Raw genomic sequence first — 20,831 nt, 5'->3', positions numbered from 1 at the left:
TCTTCGTATTTTAACGTATCTTCTCTTATTGAGAAACGAGATGTTTTACATATCGTTTTTTCGTATCATCTTCTGTCAGAAGAGCAGTTGTGTATTCAACAATATTACGATTATCATAAATAAATGTATGCTCTAAATTGTTTTCGTCTTTTAGTAACCTCAGTAAGTATCTTTGTAAATGGCTAATTACACCTCTGTTATCATCATCTAATATCCAATCAATTGACTTCCATTCTAATATACCTTCATCAGTGCTTAATGGCGTATCGATATGTACTTCATCTGGTAAATCAGCAAGAAATACATACATTCCATCACTATCCCGAGGCTCATCCTTTTCTTTAAAAATGACATTACCCTTATAAGTTACATCATGAAGTTGAATACCCGTTTCCTCAAACGTTTCTCTAATTACTCCTTCATATGGGGTTTCATTATCCTCCATTTTACCTCCAACGCCATTCCACATTCCATTGTCGGCTTTTTGTTTCTATTTAACAGAAGTATTTTATCCCCTTTTCTAATGAAGCATATTGTGTACTTATACATATCATCATATCCTTTCTATTTCCTAACCGTTAACTTAATATAAAAGCGTTAATTATTATCCTCTTTATAGGAGCACCTGCGGATTAAAGGTCCATCTAATTCATTGATTGTTTCTGAGGAAAATAAAATAAAAATACTAAACTAGTCTAGTATTTTCATTTTCGAAAAAGGATAATATATAAATTCCACCTTGCCAATAACGTTATCTTCTTCAATATAACCTAAACCATTTCGACTATCCTTACTATGTTCACGATTGTCTCCCATTACAAATAACTTATTTGGTGGAATTTTTGTCTTTTGAAAGTTGTAAAACACTTGTGTATTGTTGAATAAATCTTTATTTATATAAGGTTCATCTTGCTTTTTGTCATTTACGTATACAATTCCATTCGTTATGCTAATTACGTCACCAGGAAGCCCTATTACACGTTTTACATAATATTTCGATCCATCCTCTTCCTTAATAATGACGATTTCTCCGTGCTGTATGCTAGAAAAAAGTACCGCAGCTTTATTTACAAATACGTAGTCTTCTTCATGTAAAGTTGGCTGCATTGATTTTCCTTCCACCTTACATAAAGTGAAAGACTGGTACGCTCCTACTAGGACAAATATAAATAGTATGTACTTTCCCCAACCTCTCTTAATCTCCTCTTTCATATCCATTCCCACCTTATCAAAACACTTTTCAACTCAAAAATATATCACTGCACAATATGTTTTCATTTGCGCAGTGATATACTACAATTTGAAGTTTTTTATTGTGCCTTACTCGGCTATTGTGCTACTGGGACTGGACTTGCACCCGATCTCTGCGTTTTTAAATCAAAATATGCATCCAAAACCTCTTTACCAATTGCAGAATTAATACCTGATTTATCATTATTCACCCATGGTACAACAACAGAAAAAGCAACTTCCGGATCAGCATCATATGGCGCATACCCGGCGAGAGTTAAATTATAACATTTTTTTCGATAGTTGTTCTCATCTCTTCCAATATCACTTTCTCCACCGTACACTGTCTCTGCTGTTCCTGTTTTCCCAGCTGGTTTATAAGGTAACCCTTTAAAAGTTCCAGTACCTGTCCCATCAGCCTCTTGGAAAACCCTCCTAAATCCTTCTTTCACATGATTTATATATGAAAGATCCATATCCACTCGATTTAACACGACTGGTTCCATCGATTGCATAACTTTCCCGACTCCCTCTGGTCTATTTGGTTGTTCTCTAATTTCTTGTACAATTTGTGGTTTCATACGGTAACCACCATTTGCAATCGTTGAAATATATTGAGCAAGCTGGAGCGGCGTATATGTATCATATTGTCCAATCGCATAATCAAGTAAAAAACCTGGTATATTATCTGTTCTACCTATTTGACCTATCGATTCATTCGGTAAATCTATGCCAGTTGGCACACCTAAACCAAATTGTCTAAAATAATAACGCATTTTATTAAACGCTTCTTGTTTAATATCTAACGGATTGTTTGGTACATAATCAATCCCCGCAATCTTTAACGCCGTATTAAACATGTAGACATTGGATGAAACTTGCAATGCTCTTAAATCATCAATATCTCCAAAGTCTTTCCACGATTTCTTCGGCTTCGAACTTCCTTTAAAAAACATTGGTGCATCGAAAAAATGCGTATATGGCTTAATCGCTTCTGTTTGATATCCCGCTAATACCGTAGCTCCTTTCACCGTTGATCCTAACTCGTAAGAACTTATCATCGTTCCTAAAGCGTAGTCTTCTATTTGCATCCCGCCATCTTTATTTACAATTTTCTTTCCTGCTAATGATAGAATTTGACCATTTTTTGGATTCATCATAACGACGAATGCACGATCCATCATCGGTTCAGAAGAATGAAATGCCCTTAAATTCTTTTCAAGACTTTCCTCCACTTTTTTCTGCAAATCCATATCAACTGTTAGCATTAAATTATTTCCACTTTTTCCTTTTGTCACTTTTTCAGTCCGAATAATATTTCCAGCTTTATCAGTAATATTTTTAGACTGTTCTTTCGTTCCATGTAACACATCTTCATATTGTTTTTCGATGTAACTCTTACCAATACGATCATTTCTGTTATAATCTCGCACTAAATAATAGTCTAATTGCTCCCTTGGTAATCCCTCATTCTCACTAGAAACACTACCAAGTACAGAACGTAGTATTTTATCATTTGGATATTCTCGCTCCCAATCCACAGTCGTATCTACGCCTGGCAAGCTCGATAATCTTTCACTCACTACTGCATATTCATTTTGACTGACATCTTTTTTGACGATTTGTGGCGTCATTTTATATCCCGCATTCATTTTACTTTTAATTGCTAGTACTTCTATATCCTCCTTCGAAAGCTCGTTTAATTCTTCTTGTGTAATTCTTTCTCGTCTCAACTCTTCTACTTTCTTATCTAAGTCTTTCCCTTCTATTTCCTGCTTCCTAAATTTACTCTCGTCTTCTTTCGTTACTTTTGTTGCTGCACGCTTTTCATTTAACTGCATCCAAAAATCTTTTTTATCTGTCTCTGTTAACTTGTCCATATCTTCTTGTGGCATTTCAATTAGCTTTGCTAAATTTCTTGCCACTATTAAAACCTCTTTTGAGTCCACTCCTTTCATCTTCGTATATGTAACAGTTCGTAACGGTTTATTATTTACAATAACTTTCCCTTCCCGGTCAAACATCTTCCCTCTCGGAACTGGAGTACTCACCGTTACATCTTCCTTTTTATTCACTTCATTTCGATACGTTTCTCCGTCAATGATTTGTACTTTACCTAATTGAATAATAATAGCTGAGAATAAAAGAAAAACGATAAAAAATAGTACATTTAACCGAAACGGAATATGAGTCTTTTTCTTTTTCGACTGTTTCTGCTTCTCCTTTTTCTGTCTCATTTTGCTCCCTCGCTTCATTCTATTAACATTTCTGTGCAAAAATCATTATGTATTAAATTTATTTATATGCTATATATAGAATTTTATATTAATTACAAAAGAAATAAAAGATTTAATTTTCAGTTTTCATATTTTATGTCCTATTTATTACCATTCCCCTTAATAAGCGATAACATGAATATAATTCATACAAAAAACTGAGGTGACATCATTCACCTCAGTTTCTTTACGAAAACAAAAACTTATTTAATCGAAGATAACCCTTCAACAAATTCACCAATTTTATTTTGAAAAACATAATCAAAATTATATTCTTGACCCGTTAATTCTTCATTTACTAAAATAGTTGTTGCTCCTACTTCTCTCTTTGCGATTTCTGGGAATGAAGCGACAGGCTGTACTTTGAGTGACGTTCCCATTACGAGAAGTACATCTGTTTCATATAAACATTTGATCGCATTTTGATATTGTGGTAACGTATCTCCGTATAAAACAACATCTGGATTTAAAATGAAATTACACTTCTCACAGCGTGGCACTTCATGATCAATCATATATTGTAAATCATATCCCGCTTTGCACTTCGGACAATGTGCTGTTTGAAGTGTTCCATGTAAATCAATGACATGTTTACTACCACCTAATTGATGTAAACCATCAATATTTTGCGTTAAAATCGTTATATCTTTTCCTTGTTCCTCTAGCTCTGCTAAAAAGCGATGCCCACGATTTGGTTTATATTGATGAAACGTATTAATTTGAAAGATTTCTTTATAATGCTTCCAAAATTCTTTCGGACTTCTATTATAATATCCTCTTGATAAATACATCTCTACATTCGCATCAGCATATAATCCATTTGCTGAACGAAAATCAGGGATTCCACTTTCCGTACTTGCGCCAGCCCCTGTTAACGCTGTAATTTTCTTCGCTTTTTCTAATATCGAACGTACTTCTTCAAATTGCACAAAAATCACCTCTATGTATATTCCTATACTTATTATACCAGTTGTTTACAATAGGTGTTGTACAATTCATTTTACTTAATGCGTCGCGCCACCACATTCTACAATATCTACCTCTACTTTCGTCGTTACTTCGATTGCCAATTCTATTCCTTTACTAATCGTAGAAAGTGACATACTCGGTTGACCTGGATAATTGCTCGCTTGCTCTGGTAAGAACGGAATATGAACAAATCCACCTTTTATTTTCTTATCATGTTTCTCTGGTTCATGCATGAGACCATAGAATAAATGATTACAAACGAATGTACCTGAAGTTTGTGAAACAGACGACGGTATACCTTCTTCGCGAAGTTTTTTCACGATTGCTTTCATCGGAAGTGTAGACCAATACGCGGTCGGCCCTTCTTCTACAACCGGCATATCCACCGGCTTGTTCCCTTCATTATCAGCAATTCTTGCATCATCAACGTTAATTGCTACACGCTCTATCGTAATATCTGGTCTGCCCCCAGCTTGTCCAATACATATAATAATGTCAGGCGATAACTCTTCTATATATGCTTTTAATATTTGTATTGATTTATGAAATACGGTTGGCACTTGTTTACTAATAATCTTGTACTCTCCGATTGTTTTTTCATGCAAACTTTTTGCGACTTCCCAAGCTGGGTTGATGCTTTCTCCGCCGAACGGATCAAATCCTGTTAATAATACTGTTTTCATAGTTTCACTCTCCTAATTAGAAACGATATACAAGGCCGTACATTATAAACATATTTATAATGAAAATGGAAAGAGCAATTGGTACTTGCGCCTTAATGACTGCATTCTTATCTTTCAATTCTAACAGCATCGCCGGAACAATATTAAAGTTTGCCGCCATTGGAGTAATCAATGTTCCGCAATATCCAGCAAACATACCGAGTGCTGCCATAATAGCTGGATTCCCTCCGTGCATTTGTACAATTAGAGGTAAGCCGATTCCGCCAGTGATTACTGCAAACGCTGCGAATGCATTCCCCATTACGACTGTAAATAGCATCATTCCTAAACAATACGCCATAACAGCAACGAATGGATACTCTGTCGGTAACACTTGTCCGACTAAATCAGAAACAACTTGTCCAACGCCAGACTTCGCGAAAATACCGCCAAGTGCCGCTAACATTTGTGGTAAAATAACTGCCCAGCCAACAGCTTGTAATAACCTACTTCCTTCTTGAACAGGCGTTGTTATTTTTGATTTTGTAATACGCATCGCCGCAATGAATGCGAGTAATGCTCCTAACGCTAATGCAACTAACGTTACTTTATCTGGATCAACAAGCGCGACATTTCCCCATTTGATTTTTCCTAACGTTAACGTACCGATAATTGTAAAAATAGGTATTAATAGTGCAGGCATGAAAATTTTATTCTTTAATTTCTCAGCATGTTTCACACGTTCTTGCACTGGTACTTCTTTCTCCTCAGATTTTGTTACTTTATTTAATGAAGCTAAAACGACCATAACTAGCACAATACAGCCAACATAAAATGAAGGTATTACATTTCCAAATATGAATGTAACTGCAAACAATGCCCAAAATAAGCTAGAACCGAATCGGTTTGGATGTTCACGATCAAATGCGATACGAATTGCGATAAAGGCAACAATTATCCCTAGTAAATAATAAATTGTATCCATTGTTATAATGTTCATCTTATATAGCCTCCTTCTCTTGTTTTTCTTCTGCCTTCATTGTTTTCTCTATATACTTATCAAACCTTCTAAACCTAATCCAGCTCACAATAAGGGCAGATATCGCAGTTGGAATACCCCAAAGCGCCATATCCCATACACCGACATGCATTCCTACTGAATCAAAGAATCCTTTCATTAATAAAATGGCACCAGTTGCGATAAAAATATCTTCTCCGAAAAACCAAGCTGTATTTTCCGCAGCTGCTGCATTTGCTTTAATCTTTTCTCTTAATTTTTCAGGAAGTTTACCGTATTTACCTTGCGCAGCCCCTTCTGCCATTGGCGCAACTAGTGGTCTCACTGTTTGCGCATGCCCACCAATATTAAGTCCAAGTGCTGCTGATGATTCTCTTATCGTAAAATATGACATTAATACTCTTCCAGTTGTTGCTCCTTTTGATTTCGTTATAAGTGCTTCTGCTCTTTCTTTTAAACCATAACGCTCTAAAATTCCGATTACCGGTAAAGTTAATATGATTGGCATAGACATATATCTGTTTTCTATGAAAAATTTACCGAACATGCTGATCACATCATAAAAGCTTAAGCCTGAAACCATACCAGTAACAATACCTGCAACCATAACTACTAACAGTGTATTTAGTCTAAATAAAAACCCAACTGCAACAAGTAGTATCCCAATTAATTTAATCATTTCCAGCACTTCCCCTCATTTTTTATTTCGGTGCACATATAGAAATATCGTTAAGTTCGAATGTTCTGTATATTCTCTCCGCAAATTGTACTGCTTTCTCTCCATCACCGTGTAAACATATCGTTTGCGCCTGAACTGCTACTTTCTCCCCATTAACCGATTCTACATACCCTTCTTTCACCATTTGAAGTACTTGTTTTATCGCTTCATCTTCATTTTTTATAAGAGCATTTTCTTCTGTACGGCTCGTTAAAGTTCCATCCTGCTTATACGTACGATCAGCAAAAGCTTCCTGTACGAAAGTTATATTATATTTTTCTGTTGCCCTTATAAACGCTTCACTATTCGCTAATCCGTAAAGTAATAGATTTGGGTTAATATGATAAATTGCCTTTGCGATTGCATCCGCAATTTCCGAATCAGTTGCCGCCATATTATATAACGCACCGTGCGGTTTTACATGTTGCATTTTCCCTCCAGCAGCTTTAACAAATCCGTCTAATGCGCCAATTTGATATAAAACATAATCGTATACTTCACTTGCTGAAACGTTCATATTCCTTCTCCCAAATCCAATTAAATCAGGAAATCCAGGGTGTGCCCCGATTGCTACGTTATGCTGCAGAGCTTTTTCAACCGTTTGCCGCATAACGGCCGGATCACCAGCATGAAAACCGCAAGCAACGTTTATAGAGGAAACGAACGGAAGAATTTCATCATCATTCCCCATTTTATAAGCTCCAAAACTTTCTCCTAAATCACAGTTTAAATCGATTGTAGTCACGATGTTTTCCTCCTAATCTCAGCTTCGTAAAGCGATGAATTTCTTTAATAGACTCATACTTGTTTCCTGTTCTATATATAATTGTGCAGCTTCTTCCATAGTTATTTTTTCAAAAGTTACATAGTCTCCTGGTTTCAGCTGCGCTAGAAGAGGTAAATCTACTGAAATTACATTTCCAATTCTCGGATAACCACCTGTCGTTTGTCTATCCGCCATTAATATAATAGGCTGTCCACCATTCGGTACTTGAATTGTTCCGAATGTAACTGGGCTCGATAAAATTTCTATCTCTTCAACTCTATTTAAAACATCTCCGTCAAGCCTATATCCCATACGATCAGCATAATTGGATACTTTATACTCTTTCGAAAAAAACGACTTTATACTTTCTTCTGTAAATTGATCATATTCAAAGTCTGTTATGACGCGAAGAGTAGGATGCTTCTTGTATTTTGGTAAAGCATTGTTACAAATTGCCCACTTCGTTTTTATACGCCCTTCTTCTTGTAAGTTTTGAATGAAACGACTCGCAACTTCTGCTCCTGTACCAATTTGAAAATAATCTCCTTTTTTCAGCATTCTCCCTTCAATACCGCCAAGAGCAGCACGTATGTAAGTACTTTTACTTCCCATCGTACGATCAATATTTATACCGCCCGCAAAAGTCACATACGCTCTGCAACCGCTTTTCGCTTTTCCGAGACAAAGCATGCTTCCTTCTTCAGCTAATATGGGGCGCCATAATGGAATGCGCTCTCCATTTAATAACGGTTCCATATCTGCTCCACCAATCGCGAGCAATGTCGTTTTCTTTATTAACATTTTAGGCCCCATTATTGTAATTTCGAGTCCAGCCTCATTCTCCTCATTGCCTACTAACATATTAATCATCCTGAGCGCATTTTTATCCATAGCCCCGCCAACAGGTACACCGTATTGTTGATAATGAGATCGTCCTAAATCTTGGACTGTTGTAAGCATTCCTGCATGCAAAATCTCTACATCCATTCTTTAGCCCCCTCAAGCGATACGTACTCTTCCTTTGTTATTGGTATAAATCGTAAATACATACCACTTTGAATATATGTTGGTGTTTCTTCTTTTGGATTAAATAGAGAAATAGGTGTTCGGCCGATAATATTCCAGCCTCCTGGTGTTTCTAGCGGATAAATACCTGTTTGATTTCCGCCAATACCTACTGAACCAGGAGCAATTTGTAACCGCGGTGTTTCTTTTCTAGGTGTTTCTAGTTCTTTCGGTAACCCGCCTAAATACGGGAATCCTGGTGTAAAACCTAACATATACACGAAATATGTTGTTTCACTATGTATTCGAATAACATCCTCTACTTGTAAGCTTTGATAATGCGCAACCTCTTCTAAATCAGGTCCATACTCTCCCCCGTAACACACTGGTATAGAAATATGTTTCACATCTCGGTTCACTTCTTCTTTATATGAATCACACAGCTCCTTTATATACTGGCAAACGTGATCATATGGTCTTTCACTTCTCTTATTTCGCTTCCATACTTCGTACAAATTGTAGTACACCGCTAATGAAGTAAACGACGGAACGCATTCAACCATTCCTGCAAACGGATGTTGCTGCAGTGCTTGAAATAATCGTTGCACTTTTTCGTATATATCCATCCCAATTTCTTCACCAAATGTAACAATAATTGCTTGATCCCCTAACGCAGAAAATTTCATCCTACTCCCTCTTTCTATGCCCAAAAGCCGAGTTCTTTCGAAATGCGGTATGCTGTTTCTTTCACTTTCGCAGTAAAATATGAAATGTTACTTTCGCTATACTCAATTGCTAATCCCGAAATACTAATGCCCGCTACAACCGTTCCATCACTTGCAAAAATTGGAGCTGCTATAGCCGCTGTATGATTTTCTAATTCAGAGTAGCTAATTGTGTACCCTTCTTTTTTCGCCATATGTAATACTTCTAACAAATGCTCCTTATTCACGATCGTTCCATCTGCAAACTGTTTTAAATCTGTTTCCTCTACGTACTTTCTTTTCTCTTCCTCAGAAAAATACGATAGTAAAATTCTCGGACATGCACCTGCATACAGTGGTGCTCTTCTTCCAACCGCCGTATAAACACGTACTGGCTGAGCTCCTTCCATCTTCTCAACATAAATTGCGTCATTACCATCTTGAATAATTAAATTTACTGCTTGCCCTAAACTATCTCTAAGCTCTTTCATATAAGGTATCGCAATATTTCTTACCGATAACCTTTGTGAAACAAGTTGACCAAATCGTAAAAAAACGACTCCGAGACGATACTTTCCCTTTTCTGTTTTTTGTAAAAAGTCCATTTCTTCTAACGAACCAATTAAACGATAAACAGATGTTTTCGGCATATTCGTAAGCTGAACCATCTCTGTTAAACTTAGCTCTTCATGCTCATAAAACAACTCCAAAATATCCATTGTCTTAACTGCCGTTTTATTTATACTCATCATGTCTCCTTTTCGTTCCGAATTTCGGAACTTAAATTCCGTTTTTCGAAACAAACATATAATTTAAAATTATAAAATATTCTTTCAATTCTATCAATATATTTTTCACAAACAAAAAAAGTATGGAAGAATATTTCTCCCATACCTTTGCTTTACTTTATAATGCTCTTACTTGTTTTAACGGCCAAAAAACAGCTTGTCCTTTTCCGACAATTTCATCTTCTGAAATAAATCCAAACATACGACCGTCTTTAGAAACTTCACGATTATCTCCTAAAACAAACACTTGGCCTTCTGGCACTTTCGCTTTCCCTGTGATTTGTTCTAACGTAAAATCAGGAGTTAATACACGGCCAGCTGCTTTTTCTTTAAACTCTTTTAAATATGGTTCTTCCATCGCTTTTCCGTTTACATATAAAACATCATCTTTATACTCAACTGTATCACCTGGTAAACCAATTACTCGTTTTACTAAATCGTACCCTTCTTTTCCGTGGAAGACGATAACGTCAAAACGATTTAATCCGTTTATACTATAACCAATCTTATTAACGAGAACGCGCTCATTATTTTCTAAAGTTGGCATCATCGACTCACCTTGTACTAATGATGGCGTAAACAGCACCCCACGAACGATAAAGGCAATCGCAAGTGTAATACCTATCGTTTTAATCCATGAGATCAATTCTTTCTTCGTATTCGTCTTCATCGTTTCTCCTCTTTCTTAAATACTTACTTTATTATTTCAACTAACTCTTGTACTAACTTTAGGTCAATTTCAGAAAAACATGACTTACCTTCTCTAACCGCTGTACCTACATGCGCCTGCTTAATTCCAGTTTCTTCTAGCAATTGTTTTACATTCTCTTTCGTTACTCCGCTTCCGGCAACAAGCTGTATATTCCCTTCACTTTCCTTTTGCATCTCTGTAAGCACTGGAATATTATCTACTACATTTCCTTGTCCGCCTGAAGTTAACACGTGAGTAACTTTATTGAATTTCTTCAAAACTTTCATCGCTTCTACTGGATTTTCTGTATCATCTATCGCACGGTGATACGTTACATTTATTCCATCTACAACAGATAATAAATCTGCTAATTTCTCTTCTTCAACTTCATTTTGTTCATTTAACACACCTAATACAATACCCGCTGCACCTAACTTCTGTGCAACGATAATATCTTCCTTCATCATTTCAATTTCTTCTTCCGTATATGTAAAAGACTTCGCATGCGGACGAATCATAACATGAACTGGTATTTGCACTGCTTCTACTGCTTTTTTTATAAAAGCATAACTCGGTGTTAAACCACCTTCTGTATACGATGAAATGAGTTCAATTCGATTTCCACCAGCTTTTTCAATTCGCTTCACATCTTCTAAACAAGTTGCAATAACCTCTAGCATGAGATAACCTCTTTTCGTGCTTTTTTCTTATTATACAGTAGGTGAAATAAGAAGCATAGCATTCCACTATAAAACTATAAAAAGAAGAATGAAAAGAAAGATTTTTTCATAGGTGTCACTCCTTTTTATTTTACAAAAACACCAAATTATTTACTGTTATATTTAGTATTCTTGTAATTCAATTTTTGCTAGTATGAATAGCTTTTTCTATATATTTAATTATTTTTCTTAGCAACTTCATAATAATAGTGGCTAAACGCTTCTACTAATGCGTCACCAGAAGCATATAGTTCTTCTGGTGTATTATCTACCCCTCCCATTTCAATAAGTAATGCATTTGGAGAAAGATCTTGATTATATACTCCGTCTCCTTTCGTACGGTCTTTAATGAAAATCCCTCGACTTAAACCGTAATATTTTTCATCTAAATATGAATTTATTGCCGTTACTATTTTTTTGTTTTTTTCATAGTTAGGATTATTTCGTCCTAAAATAAAATAGAGTCGCGCATAATTCTTTCCATTAATAGTTTTTAATGTAATGTTTTTTCGGGCATCATCCCTATGAAGGTCAATTGGGAACATAATATTTTTATCTTTTGCTAATATATCTTGTACTATTTGGCGGGAGCCTTTGTAAGATTGAGCCCAATTTAAATTTTTATTTCTCAGAAAATCCCTCATATTTGTAGTATCATGCGAAACACCTATTCCTTTTTCCTCTAACTTTTGTTTTAGATAACCTCCAACAAACGAAATGTTCACTTCATTATTTGTACTGGAGGCATCATTTGGTTTGGTAGCTCCTGGAATAAGAGGAATAAACGATTCCCAACTATGTGTATGATAAATAAAAACTTTATTTTCACTATTATTTTGTAGATTCGAACTTTTACCGGTAGAATTATTTTCTTTTTCACTATTTTGATGTCCAATAGCAGACCCTTCATTTTTGATATTTTCTAAAGGAATATTGGATTCTTCAGGAATATTAGTATAATCGGTCCCTTCTCCAGCAATTAATATTTCCGAATAGAATTGATTCATATTAGGAAGTTCTCTACTTAATATACTTCGGAGATCATTTATGTTAATGTTTGTAGAGATTGAAAGTAAAAAAGATTCCAAAGACGCTTGTCCTTTTTCTTTATGAAATTCCTCTACAAAATAATGATTCTCACTTCCTATCATATACATAAGACCTTTAGTAGAATTAGTTCCCAATAGTTGATTAATATAAAATGATTTAAATAAGTTTGAATTACTGGAAATGAAAAATGAAGTGAGAATACATATAATAGTGAATAAAATACATATCATTATATAATTTAAATTCAATACTTTCAGTTTAATTTTATTCATTTTATATCTCCCTTCATTTAATATATTCGTACGCATAATTTTCAATTAATATGATTACTAATTGAATAGAAATCCTTCTAATTTGAAACTATTAATAGAATTCTCGTTCCTAATAATTCATTTTAGTTCTTTTTATCAATAATTTTCACAATAGATCCAAGCTGTTTTTATTAAAAATGCTCATATCTGTGATCTTAAAGAATAAAAATGTACGCTATATAACTTATGATTCGCCGATTATTATCATCGTACTTATAGTCGTAAACTGAATACCTTCTTACTTTCTCGCAACGATACAATTCGCTTTTCTTCATCTCAAAAATAACATCATATTATTATTTATAAAGAAAGAAGACCCTATATTAGGGTCTTCTTTCTCTTGACTAGTACATTTCAACAGCCTCTATTTTAAGCTAAGACCGAAACGCGGCATCCGCCAGTATGGAAAGAGTTGCATCATCCATCGGCGGATTGTGCAGTCCTGCTCTGACGTTTAAATAATAACGATGAAGCGGATTTTTTTCTGATAAACTTTTCGCTCCTACGATGCGCATTGCTTTATCTACAATAGATATTGCCGCGTTCGTTACAACATATTTCGCAGCTGCTAGTTCGGCTTGCAATGATAATTTATCTTTTGCCTCATCGTATTTTTTCGCAATTTGATATAAAAAGACACGAGCTTGCATAAGCTCAAGTTCTAATTCTCCAACTAATCTTCTAACATTCGGTAATAAACTAATAGAATGATTTAAACTATTTGGCTTGTATGATTCCGCAAACTGAACTGCATAATTTCTTGCCGATTGTGCAATTCCTAAATAACATGCTGGTATATGTAGCAACCAGCCAATACCCTTTTGTTTCACTTTCCCGCCCTTTACATCCGTAAAAAAGCGGTTCTCTATCTCTACATTTTGTAAAACGAGATCATGGCTCGCAGTTCCTCGCATTGCGATACTATCCCACGTTTCTTCAATTGATACGCCTATCGTATTCTTCGGAATGACAAACTCTCCGATTTCTTCCTGGCCTTCAACACTTGCTGAAATAATAAAATAATCAAGTACTGGCGCCATTGTCGTAAAAGTTTTTCTTCCATTTATAATCCACTTCTCACCTTTTTTGACAGCTAACGTCTCTGGTTTCCCGCCGCGCGTAGGACTACCTGTATTCGGCTCTGTCGCTGCTCGATTAAAGAGTGCGCCATTACGCACTTCTTCACAAAACCAAGTGAACATTTCCTCATCCCAAGAACGATTTTCAGCTAATTCCTTTACAATGCCAAGGTGCCATCCAATTGATAATGCGGTAGCACCGCAGCCTTCTGCTATTTTCTCTTGAAATAAAACGAAGTCATATAAAGAAATCGCATTGCCTCCCCATTCTTTTGGCAACGTTAATTTCGTATATCCGATATCTTTCAAATTATTAATATTTTCATACGGAAATGATCCTAATTCACTTAGTTGATGCTCCCTTTCCATGAACTTCGGAATCAATTTATTTATTTGTTCAATAACTAAAGATTGTTCTTCTGTTTCAACAAATGAGAGTGCCATACATAATCTCCTTTATGTTCGATTCATAAACCGTTCATTTTGTCATTATGATTATATGAAGTTACTTCTCTATTATTTCACTATTCCGATAAAAATACAATGCTTTTGAACAATAAGAAAAGTTCCTATAAAAGGATAGGTTCTTTTCTTATATTAATCCCCTTTCAATGCCTTTAATGGCAAAGAGGTTACATATCCAATATACGAGCATAATTCTTTAAAAAAGAAGGGGATTTCTGTATCTAACGTTTTATACGCTGACGTTGGAGTTGCTGATGCATACGCTTCAATTTTAAGATGTTTTGCAATTTTCATCGCACGTTTCATATGAAGTGGATCACTCACGATCGTATATGTGCGTATTCCGTTCTCTATTCCAACTTGCTTTGCATTCTTTAAATTCTCTTCTGTGAAAAGAGATTTTGTTTCAATTAGAATATCCTCATCTTTTACACCATGTTTCAGTGCATACACTCTAGCAGTACGTGCTTCTTCAAGCTCTGCCTCAAACTTTGTACCACCTGTGAAAATAATCTTTTTAATATTACCGTTCTTATATAAAGAAATTGCATGATTAATTCTTTCTTTAAATACAGGAGATGGTTTTCCGTTCCATGAAGCTGCTCCTAGCACGATACCAGCATCTGTCTTCACATCATCATCTGTTTTAAAGCGATAACTCCAAATATCGTAAGCTGCATAACTTACATATAAAATAATAGAACAAATCATAAGCAAGAATACTTGCAAGATTCTTCTTTTCTTACTTTTCTTATTTTCTTTCATTTATAACTGCCTCCGTACATCATCCATACTTCTATATAAAAACGTATATATCAAATCATTTTGTTTGAATTTGTTTAAAAGAAGGAATTTTTCTTGTAATATATATGCATTAAAGGGTTTTCATTTAAAATTGAGGATTATCAATTCATTTTTCGTTTGCGGTTTTCATTACATTTGTGTAATTTATAAGTTTATTACCATACAACTACATTGTAACGAATTTTTTATCATAATGGAATGATGAAACAAAAGTAAATAAAAGAAGTAACTGTTTTGTAAAAAAAAAGGTATATTTTTCATCTTGACGATCAATACACCTTTCTTACTATGAATTATCATTTTTCTTTATATGACTCTAATTTTTCTAATAACCGTTCTTTTACAGCTGGCCATTCATTTGCAATAATACTGTATACAACTGCATCTCTAACATGCCCGCTCGGCAATTTTCTTTCGTTTCTAAGTACACCCTCTTTTACTGCGCCGAGTCTTTCAATTGCTCTTTGTGCTTTTTCATTTCGGGCATCCGTCTTAATTTGTACTCTCCGCATATGCAATTTTTCAAAAGCATATTGTAATAACATATACTTACATTCTGTATTCATACTCGTACGCTGTACACTCGGGTCATACCACGTTTTTCCTAACTCAACTGTCTTATCTTCCACTGAAATGTTATATAAGCGTGTACTCCCTACTATTTCATTCGTCTTTTGATCAACAACAACAAATGGCAAATCCTTCCCTGCCCCATAAGCTTTTATCGCCTTTTGAACATATTGCTGCATATCTTGAACAGTATCCATTTTAGAGATTAAATACGCCCAAATATCTCGATTTCCTTTCACGATTGAAAACATTTTTTCGACATCATTGCTATCCATTAACCGTAACTTTGCTCTTTCGTGAATAATTTCCATTTGTAAGCCCCCTTCTTTTGTTGTTACTATATCATATTATTATATATTGTTTTATTATTATATAAAAATTAAATTCACCATTACAGATATATAATATATCTTAAAGCAAAAAATGCGATGCCTTTATTCAGGCATCGCACTCATAATTTGAATTGAAATTTACTTCTTTTCCATTACCGCAAAATAGTTATTTTCGCTATCTGCAAAATTAAATATTCTACCTGTAGGCATATTTACAATTTCTCCAACTGTAACATTTTTGTTTACTAAATCACTATATAAACGATCGAATTCTTTTGAGAAGAACATTAAAGAAGGTGTACCAAGATTTAACTCAGGCTGCATTTTAGCAATTAACTCTTTATTATGGAGAATAATACTTGTTTCAGCTTCTTTCGTCGGAGCAATTTCAATCCATCGCATTCCTTGACCGTTATCTTCCTCTGAAATTACAATAAACCCTACTTTTTCTGTCCAAAATTTCTTCACTTCATCTTGGTTATTCACATACAACATAATTTGACCAACATTATTAATCATTTATTTCAACGCTCCCTTACAAAAAAATTTATTTTACTCAATACTTTTAAACTTACTTATCATCAAAAATAAAATTACGGTACAAAAATCTATTTCAGTGACTCCAATCGCTCGTTCAAACGATCCCAAGTTTCGGTGATACCTTGCAGCATGCCCATGTCCATAACACTCTTAAGTGCCTCTTTGTTAACATATTCAGCACGGTTTATTAGCTTTGTCTTTCCACCTAAATCGATGAATTCTAATGTCATCTCGGTTGACGGCATAGAATCATTTACATTGCCCTCAGCATCCGAAAAGTAATCGGTGTAGACGATTTTCTCTGGTTCAATAATCTCTTTATAGACTGCTTTTCCCCATGATTCCATACCAAAAAATTGCTCCAAGTTCTGATTCACACACTTCATACAGTAGTGCCAAACGCCTCCCGGACGGAAGTCGACAGTGCATGCCGGAATTTCCCAACCTCTTGGCCCCCACCAATGTTTCAAATGTTCTGGTTCTTTAAACATACTGAATACTAAATCGCGCGGCGCATCGAAAACGCGCTCCAGTACTAATACCCGATCGTTCTCTACTCTCGATACCATTGTATTATTTGACATTTCAATTCCTCCTTAAGACTTTTCCTTGTTTTGTAATTCCTTCAAATACTTATCTAGATTATCGAATCTCTCTTCCATCACATGCTTAAATGACTGTACCCAACAATCAAGTGCTTGGAAAGGCTCAGGTCGTAACTTATAAATCCGGCGATTAGCTTCAGCCTGCACTTCCACAATTCCAGTATCACTTAGCACTTTTAAGTGTTTTGAAGTTTGTGGTTGCCTTAATCCTAGCTGGTCGGCAATTTCCCCAACAGTTAGAGGACCGTCACGCAACAGTTCAACGATATTCATACGATTCGGTTCAGATAAGGCATTCAGCGTCGCCATGTTCACGCCCGGAATTTCACCCGACATATCACTCACCTCATTAAGTGATGGTCTCCGGTTATAACACATCAATATCATCACTAATATTATCTTCCTGTTGAGTCGATTATAACTAAAGTGGAATATTCCTGTCAAGGAATATTCAAAAGATAAATTCACACTAAATGTGGCTTTTACTTTGCAATAAAGTGAAATTTTAATTCATGTTTTTTATTTCTCTCCACTGGTTATTATTTCGCACTAACTACGATTTTACGATAAATAAAAAGAAGTCATTTGAATCAAAATGACTTCCGCTTTTATTGAGTAAATATTTGCTTCTTAAAGTCAAAAAACTTTATATATTCAGAACTTATATATTAGTTTAAAGCAACAAATAAGCAATCGGCGTAATAATTAGCAACGTTAAAATCGTTCTTTGCACATATAAAATAATAAGTTCAGATACTTTTAACGGAATATCTGTCGATAATATACAGGGGATTGATGCGGAGAAAAACAATATAGATGACACCGAAACAACCGCAATAACAAACTTTGTCACAAGCGGTGCACTTACAACTAAAAGAGAAGGTAAAAACATTTCTGCAATACCAACTGATGCTGCTTTTGCAGCTAGTTCCGCTTCCGGAAGCTGTAAAGCCCATGTAAACGGATAGAAAATATAACTAACCCAATCAAATATTGGCGTAAACTTTGCCAAGACGATACCAATTAATCCTACTGACATAATAGATGGTAAAATCCCCATCGTCATTATAAACCCGTCTTTTAAATTCACTGTGATATTTTTCATAATACTTGGCGCAGATTTTGATACTTCTAATGCATCTTCCCAAGCTCGCTCTAACATTTTCTCTTTATAAACTGGCTCTGGAAACCCTTCTTGCGTAATATATGTATCTGGTTTTCTACTAAGAGGCGGGATTCTTACGGTGATAGCGGTCACGATGAATGTTACAATAAGCGTAGTCCAAAAATACATATTCCATAAATGCATAATATCTAATGTTTTTGCGATGATGATCATAAATGTTGCGGATACTGTTGAAAAACCTGTTGCGATAATCGCTGCTTCTTTCGTCGTATACTTCCCTTCTTTATAAACGCGATTAGTAATTAAAAGAGCTAGCGAATAACTTCCAACAAAGGAAGCAACCGCATCGATTGCTGATCGTCCAGGTGTTTTCCATAACGGTCTCATAATCGGACGACAAAACGTGCCGATAAACTCAAGCAATCCGTATCCGACTAATAACGCTAAAAATGCCGAACCAATTGGAACGAGTAAACTTACGGATATAACTAATTTCTCATACAAAAAAGGTCCAACATCTGGCGCAAAGAACCAAGCTGGTCCTACTTTCAAACAATATAATACGCCAAAAACAACACCTACTACTTTTAAAATAGAAAAACAAATATCTACGATAGATGCATTCCATTTCTTCGTATAAAATGGATAAATCGCACCAATTATCATTACAAGTAGTGCGTAATATGGTACTACAGAAGGAACTGAAGTCCGAATCCACGATACGATATGATCAATCATAATTGACGAAGCACCGTTTATCGTAACTGGTACGAAAAACATAAACACCCCAACTAGACTAGCAAGTATAAACCGAAGAATAATCCCCCTCTCTCGCCCTGTCTTAATTACATTACTTTTCAACTCAATTTCACTCAAAATTCGACACCTCCTAATATCTAAAAATTCTGTATAATAATGTTGGATTCCTTCTTTCAATTTCTAATATTTAATCATATGAAAAAGCCTATTTTAAAATATACGATTCAAATAGGCTTTTTCTATTACCTCTCATAATCATCCACAATCACTTGAATCACACGATAAGATTCTTCTGCCACCTTCTTATTACTATCCCTATTCGCATCATATGTAATTAACGCCTTCCAAAGCGCCCATCCTCTCGCTCTATTCCACGTTTCTTCATCCATACGTAATACTTCTTTAAATATGTTTCTACTATTTTTATGAAAAAATGTCCATGCCATCGCCGCATCACACGCAGGATCCCCTACTCCTAATATACCAAAATCAATTACGGCACAAAGTTTTCCATCTTTAATAAGCAAGTTCCCCGGTGCAACATCTCCATGAACCCAAACGGGTTTACGGTCCCATGTTGACCTAAGTGCTAAACCCCAAAGATGCTTTAATAATGTCTCATCAAAAACGTCCTTATTATTCTCAATAGCCACTCTCGCTTCTTCATCGTATACAGATATAAGCCCGCCCCGGTAAAAATTATGTGCTCCAGCTATTGGTCCGTTACTCGCATCAATGGATTGCAATTCAATTAAAAATGATCCTAAGTCTGCTGCGAATTCATGTAAGTCACGAACATTTTCTTTCATAACTGTCTCTCCCTCTATCCACTTATTAATAGACCAAGGCCACGGATACTCTTCAGACGGATTCCCTTTCGCAATCGGTGCAGAAATTGGTAAAGCGATTTCCTTACTTAATATAGGAAGCCACTTGTTTTCTTTCTCTACTTGCGGTACATATGCCGCATCACTTGGTAATCTTACACTCATCTGATTTCCTAAATGAAACGTTCTATTATCATGCCCACTACATTTTACCGGCTTAATTTCTAAATGTGCCCATTCTGGAAATTGTTCCTGTATTAACTTTTCAACTAAACTTACGTTAATTGGATTCATTCACTTTCTCCTTCTCTTTTGAAACTTACTAAGCCCATCCGTACTACCGATATATTCAAAGCCACATCGCTTATAAAATTCATTCAACGTACGATTATGCCCAACACAATCTAACTTCAAATACTCTTTATCACTTTGTACATTCTCTTCTACCCACTGTAAAATCCATTCTCCTATTTCATTCCCCTTATACTCCCGTTTCACCGCAAATCTATGAATATACAACGAATCAGAAACTTCTTCTTTACCAAAAATACGTTCATCCCATTCATTTTGTTTAGGAGATACTGTAACCGTACCGACAATTTCAGCTTCTTTCATAACAACATACGTATATTTCGCTCTTATGCCTTCTAATATTTCGGCCGTAGCTTCTCCTCCCAAAAGATACTGCCACTGATTTACTTCTTTATCTTGTAGCCACTGTGCTACTTCTTTTAATAGAGTAATAATGCTTTCACTTTCATCTTCAGTGGCAATTCGAATTGTATATTCTTTAACTATATTTCTCTCCATATTGCGT

At 35.3% G+C, this 20,831-nt stretch carries 22 protein-coding genes and 1 pseudogene; all 23 read right to left on the bottom strand.

Annotated elements, in window-relative coordinates:
* Nucleotides 1-25: 25 nt before the first annotated feature.
* The 23 genes and pseudogenes from MR071_RS15555 to MR071_RS15445 all read right to left on the bottom strand — a co-directional run bounded on the left by MR071_RS15555 (nt 26) and on the right by MR071_RS15445 (nt 20,824).
* Nucleotides 26-549: pseudogene (locus MR071_RS15555) on the bottom strand (NUDIX hydrolase).
* A gap of 141 nt (nt 550-690) precedes the next feature.
* Nucleotides 691-1,212, bottom strand: coding sequence for a signal peptidase I (lepB, locus tag MR071_RS15550; protein ID WP_242236741.1), 522 nt, complete (start codon nt 1,210-1,212; stop codon nt 691-693).
* 116 nt (nt 1,213-1,328) lie between these two features.
* Nucleotides 1,329-3,485 (bottom strand): peptidoglycan D,D-transpeptidase FtsI family protein, encoded by a 2,157-nt coding sequence (locus MR071_RS15545; RefSeq protein ID WP_242236739.1) that lies wholly within the window; start codon nt 3,483-3,485, stop codon nt 1,329-1,331.
* 224 nt (nt 3,486-3,709) lie between these two features.
* Nucleotides 3,710-4,444: an NAD-dependent protein deacylase gene (locus MR071_RS15540; protein WP_242236734.1), complete on the bottom strand. Its 735-nt coding sequence runs from the start codon at nt 4,442-4,444 to the stop codon at nt 3,710-3,712.
* 66 nt (nt 4,445-4,510) lie between these two features.
* Complete coding sequence (pcp, locus tag MR071_RS15535) at nt 4,511-5,158, bottom strand: pyroglutamyl-peptidase I (RefSeq protein WP_242236731.1); 648 nt, start codon at nt 5,156-5,158, stop codon at nt 4,511-4,513.
* A gap of 16 nt (nt 5,159-5,174) precedes the next feature.
* Nucleotides 5,175-6,137, bottom strand: coding sequence for a DUF979 domain-containing protein (locus MR071_RS15530; RefSeq protein WP_105587228.1), 963 nt, complete (start codon nt 6,135-6,137; stop codon nt 5,175-5,177).
* 1 nt (nt 6,138) lies between these two features.
* Nucleotides 6,139-6,834: a DUF969 domain-containing protein gene (locus MR071_RS15525; RefSeq protein ID WP_000593391.1), complete on the bottom strand. Its 696-nt coding sequence runs from the start codon at nt 6,832-6,834 to the stop codon at nt 6,139-6,141.
* 22 nt (nt 6,835-6,856) lie between these two features.
* Entirely contained in the window at nt 6,857-7,618 is a 762-nt protein-coding gene (gene pxpA, locus MR071_RS15520) for a 5-oxoprolinase subunit PxpA (protein WP_242236729.1), read from the bottom strand.
* 18 nt (nt 7,619-7,636) lie between these two features.
* Nucleotides 7,637-8,626 (bottom strand): 5-oxoprolinase subunit C family protein, encoded by a 990-nt coding sequence (locus MR071_RS15515; RefSeq protein ID WP_105587230.1) that lies wholly within the window; start codon nt 8,624-8,626, stop codon nt 7,637-7,639.
* Nucleotides 8,617-9,330, bottom strand: a complete 714-nt coding sequence (pxpB, locus tag MR071_RS15510) for a 5-oxoprolinase subunit PxpB (RefSeq protein WP_105587231.1) — start codon at nt 9,328-9,330, stop codon at nt 8,617-8,619. The genes MR071_RS15515 and pxpB overlap by 10 nt, the downstream gene beginning before the upstream one ends.
* A gap of 14 nt (nt 9,331-9,344) precedes the next feature.
* Complete coding sequence (locus MR071_RS15505; RefSeq protein ID WP_078181192.1) at nt 9,345-10,097, bottom strand: IclR family transcriptional regulator; 753 nt, start codon at nt 10,095-10,097, stop codon at nt 9,345-9,347.
* Between the two features lie 157 nt (nt 10,098-10,254).
* A complete protein-coding gene (lepB, locus tag MR071_RS15500) occupies nt 10,255-10,806 on the bottom strand; it encodes a signal peptidase I (protein WP_105587232.1) in 552 nt (183 codons plus the stop codon).
* Between the two features lie 23 nt (nt 10,807-10,829).
* Nucleotides 10,830-11,507 (bottom strand): copper homeostasis protein CutC, encoded by a 678-nt coding sequence (locus MR071_RS15495; protein ID WP_105587233.1) that lies wholly within the window; start codon nt 11,505-11,507, stop codon nt 10,830-10,832.
* Nucleotides 11,508-11,722: 215 nt separating this feature from the next.
* On the bottom strand, nt 11,723-12,868 hold the full coding sequence (gene spoIIP / locus MR071_RS15490) for a stage II sporulation protein P (RefSeq protein ID WP_105587234.1): 1,146 nt from the start codon (nt 12,866-12,868) through the stop codon (nt 11,723-11,725).
* Between the two features lie 413 nt (nt 12,869-13,281).
* Complete coding sequence (locus tag MR071_RS15485) at nt 13,282-14,430, bottom strand: acyl-CoA dehydrogenase family protein (RefSeq protein ID WP_242236727.1); 1,149 nt, start codon at nt 14,428-14,430, stop codon at nt 13,282-13,284.
* A gap of 153 nt (nt 14,431-14,583) precedes the next feature.
* Complete coding sequence (locus MR071_RS15480; protein ID WP_105587236.1) at nt 14,584-15,216, bottom strand: YdcF family protein; 633 nt, start codon at nt 15,214-15,216, stop codon at nt 14,584-14,586.
* Between the two features lie 335 nt (nt 15,217-15,551).
* Entirely contained in the window at nt 15,552-16,136 is a 585-nt protein-coding gene (locus MR071_RS15475; RefSeq protein ID WP_105587237.1) for a GNAT family N-acetyltransferase, read from the bottom strand.
* Nucleotides 16,137-16,295: 159 nt separating this feature from the next.
* Nucleotides 16,296-16,676, bottom strand: a complete 381-nt coding sequence (locus MR071_RS15470) for a VOC family protein (RefSeq protein ID WP_105587238.1) — start codon at nt 16,674-16,676, stop codon at nt 16,296-16,298.
* An 89-nt stretch (nt 16,677-16,765) separates the two neighbouring features.
* Nucleotides 16,766-17,281: an SRPBCC domain-containing protein gene (locus MR071_RS15465; protein WP_105587239.1), complete on the bottom strand. Its 516-nt coding sequence runs from the start codon at nt 17,279-17,281 to the stop codon at nt 16,766-16,768.
* 12 nt (nt 17,282-17,293) lie between these two features.
* Nucleotides 17,294-17,638 (bottom strand): ArsR/SmtB family transcription factor, encoded by a 345-nt coding sequence (locus MR071_RS15460; protein ID WP_105587240.1) that lies wholly within the window; start codon nt 17,636-17,638, stop codon nt 17,294-17,296.
* Between the two features lie 337 nt (nt 17,639-17,975).
* Entirely contained in the window at nt 17,976-19,304 is a 1,329-nt protein-coding gene (locus MR071_RS15455; protein WP_105587241.1) for a YjiH family protein, read from the bottom strand.
* 125 nt (nt 19,305-19,429) lie between these two features.
* Nucleotides 19,430-20,308: an aminoglycoside phosphotransferase family protein gene (locus MR071_RS15450; RefSeq protein WP_105587242.1), complete on the bottom strand. Its 879-nt coding sequence runs from the start codon at nt 20,306-20,308 to the stop codon at nt 19,430-19,432.
* Complete coding sequence (locus MR071_RS15445) at nt 20,309-20,824, bottom strand: GNAT family N-acetyltransferase (RefSeq protein WP_242236723.1); 516 nt, start codon at nt 20,822-20,824, stop codon at nt 20,309-20,311.
* Nucleotides 20,825-20,831: the final 7 nt, after the last annotated feature.

Origin of the sequence: Bacillus cereus group sp. BfR-BA-01316, from assembly GCF_022664195.1 — a bacterium.
GTDB lineage: Bacteria > Bacillota > Bacilli > Bacillales > Bacillaceae_G > Bacillus_A.
This window is presented reverse-complemented; position numbering and strand designations above follow the sequence as displayed.

Bases quoted from the DNA above. Each gene is read 5' to 3' on its own strand.
- MR071_RS15545 (WP_242236739.1), bottom strand. From the start codon at position 3,485: ATGAAGCGAGGGAGCAAAATGAGACAGAAAAAGGAGAAGCAGAAACAG.
- MR071_RS15450 (WP_105587242.1), bottom strand. From the start codon at position 20,308: ATGAATCCAATTAACGTAAGTTTAGTTGAAAAGTTAATACAGGAACAA.
- spoIIP (WP_105587234.1), bottom strand. From the start codon at position 12,868: ATGAATAAAATTAAACTGAAAGTATTGAATTTAAATTATATAATGATA.
- lepB (WP_105587232.1), bottom strand. From the start codon at position 10,806: ATGAAGACGAATACGAAGAAAGAATTGATCTCATGGATTAAAACGATA.
- MR071_RS15480 (WP_105587236.1), bottom strand. From the start codon at position 15,216: ATGAAAGAAAATAAGAAAAGTAAGAAAAGAAGAATCTTGCAAGTATTC.
- MR071_RS15505 (WP_078181192.1), bottom strand. From the start codon at position 10,097: ATGAGTATAAATAAAACGGCAGTTAAGACAATGGATATTTTGGAGTTG.
- MR071_RS15515 (WP_105587230.1), bottom strand. From the start codon at position 8,626: ATGGATGTAGAGATTTTGCATGCAGGAATGCTTACAACAGTCCAAGAT.
- MR071_RS15465 (WP_105587239.1), bottom strand. From the start codon at position 17,281: ATGTCAAATAATACAATGGTATCGAGAGTAGAGAACGATCGGGTATTA.
- pxpB (WP_105587231.1), bottom strand. From the start codon at position 9,330: ATGAAATTTTCTGCGTTAGGGGATCAAGCAATTATTGTTACATTTGGT.
- MR071_RS15525 (WP_000593391.1), bottom strand. From the start codon at position 6,834: ATGATTAAATTAATTGGGATACTACTTGTTGCAGTTGGGTTTTTATTT.
- MR071_RS15460 (WP_105587240.1), bottom strand. From the start codon at position 17,638: ATGTCGGGTGAAATTCCGGGCGTGAACATGGCGACGCTGAATGCCTTA.
- MR071_RS15530 (WP_105587228.1), bottom strand. From the start codon at position 6,137: ATGAACATTATAACAATGGATACAATTTATTATTTACTAGGGATAATT.
- lepB (WP_242236741.1), bottom strand. From the start codon at position 1,212: ATGAAAGAGGAGATTAAGAGAGGTTGGGGAAAGTACATACTATTTATA.
- MR071_RS15445 (WP_242236723.1), bottom strand. From the start codon at position 20,824: ATGGAGAGAAATATAGTTAAAGAATATACAATTCGAATTGCCACTGAA.
- pcp (WP_242236731.1), bottom strand. From the start codon at position 5,158: ATGAAAACAGTATTATTAACAGGATTTGATCCGTTCGGCGGAGAAAGC.
- MR071_RS15475 (WP_105587237.1), bottom strand. From the start codon at position 16,136: ATGGAAATTATTCACGAAAGAGCAAAGTTACGGTTAATGGATAGCAAT.
- MR071_RS15495 (WP_105587233.1), bottom strand. From the start codon at position 11,507: ATGCTAGAGGTTATTGCAACTTGTTTAGAAGATGTGAAGCGAATTGAA.
- MR071_RS15485 (WP_242236727.1), bottom strand. From the start codon at position 14,430: ATGGCACTCTCATTTGTTGAAACAGAAGAACAATCTTTAGTTATTGAA.
- MR071_RS15470 (WP_105587238.1), bottom strand. From the start codon at position 16,676: ATGATTAATAATGTTGGTCAAATTATGTTGTATGTGAATAACCAAGAT.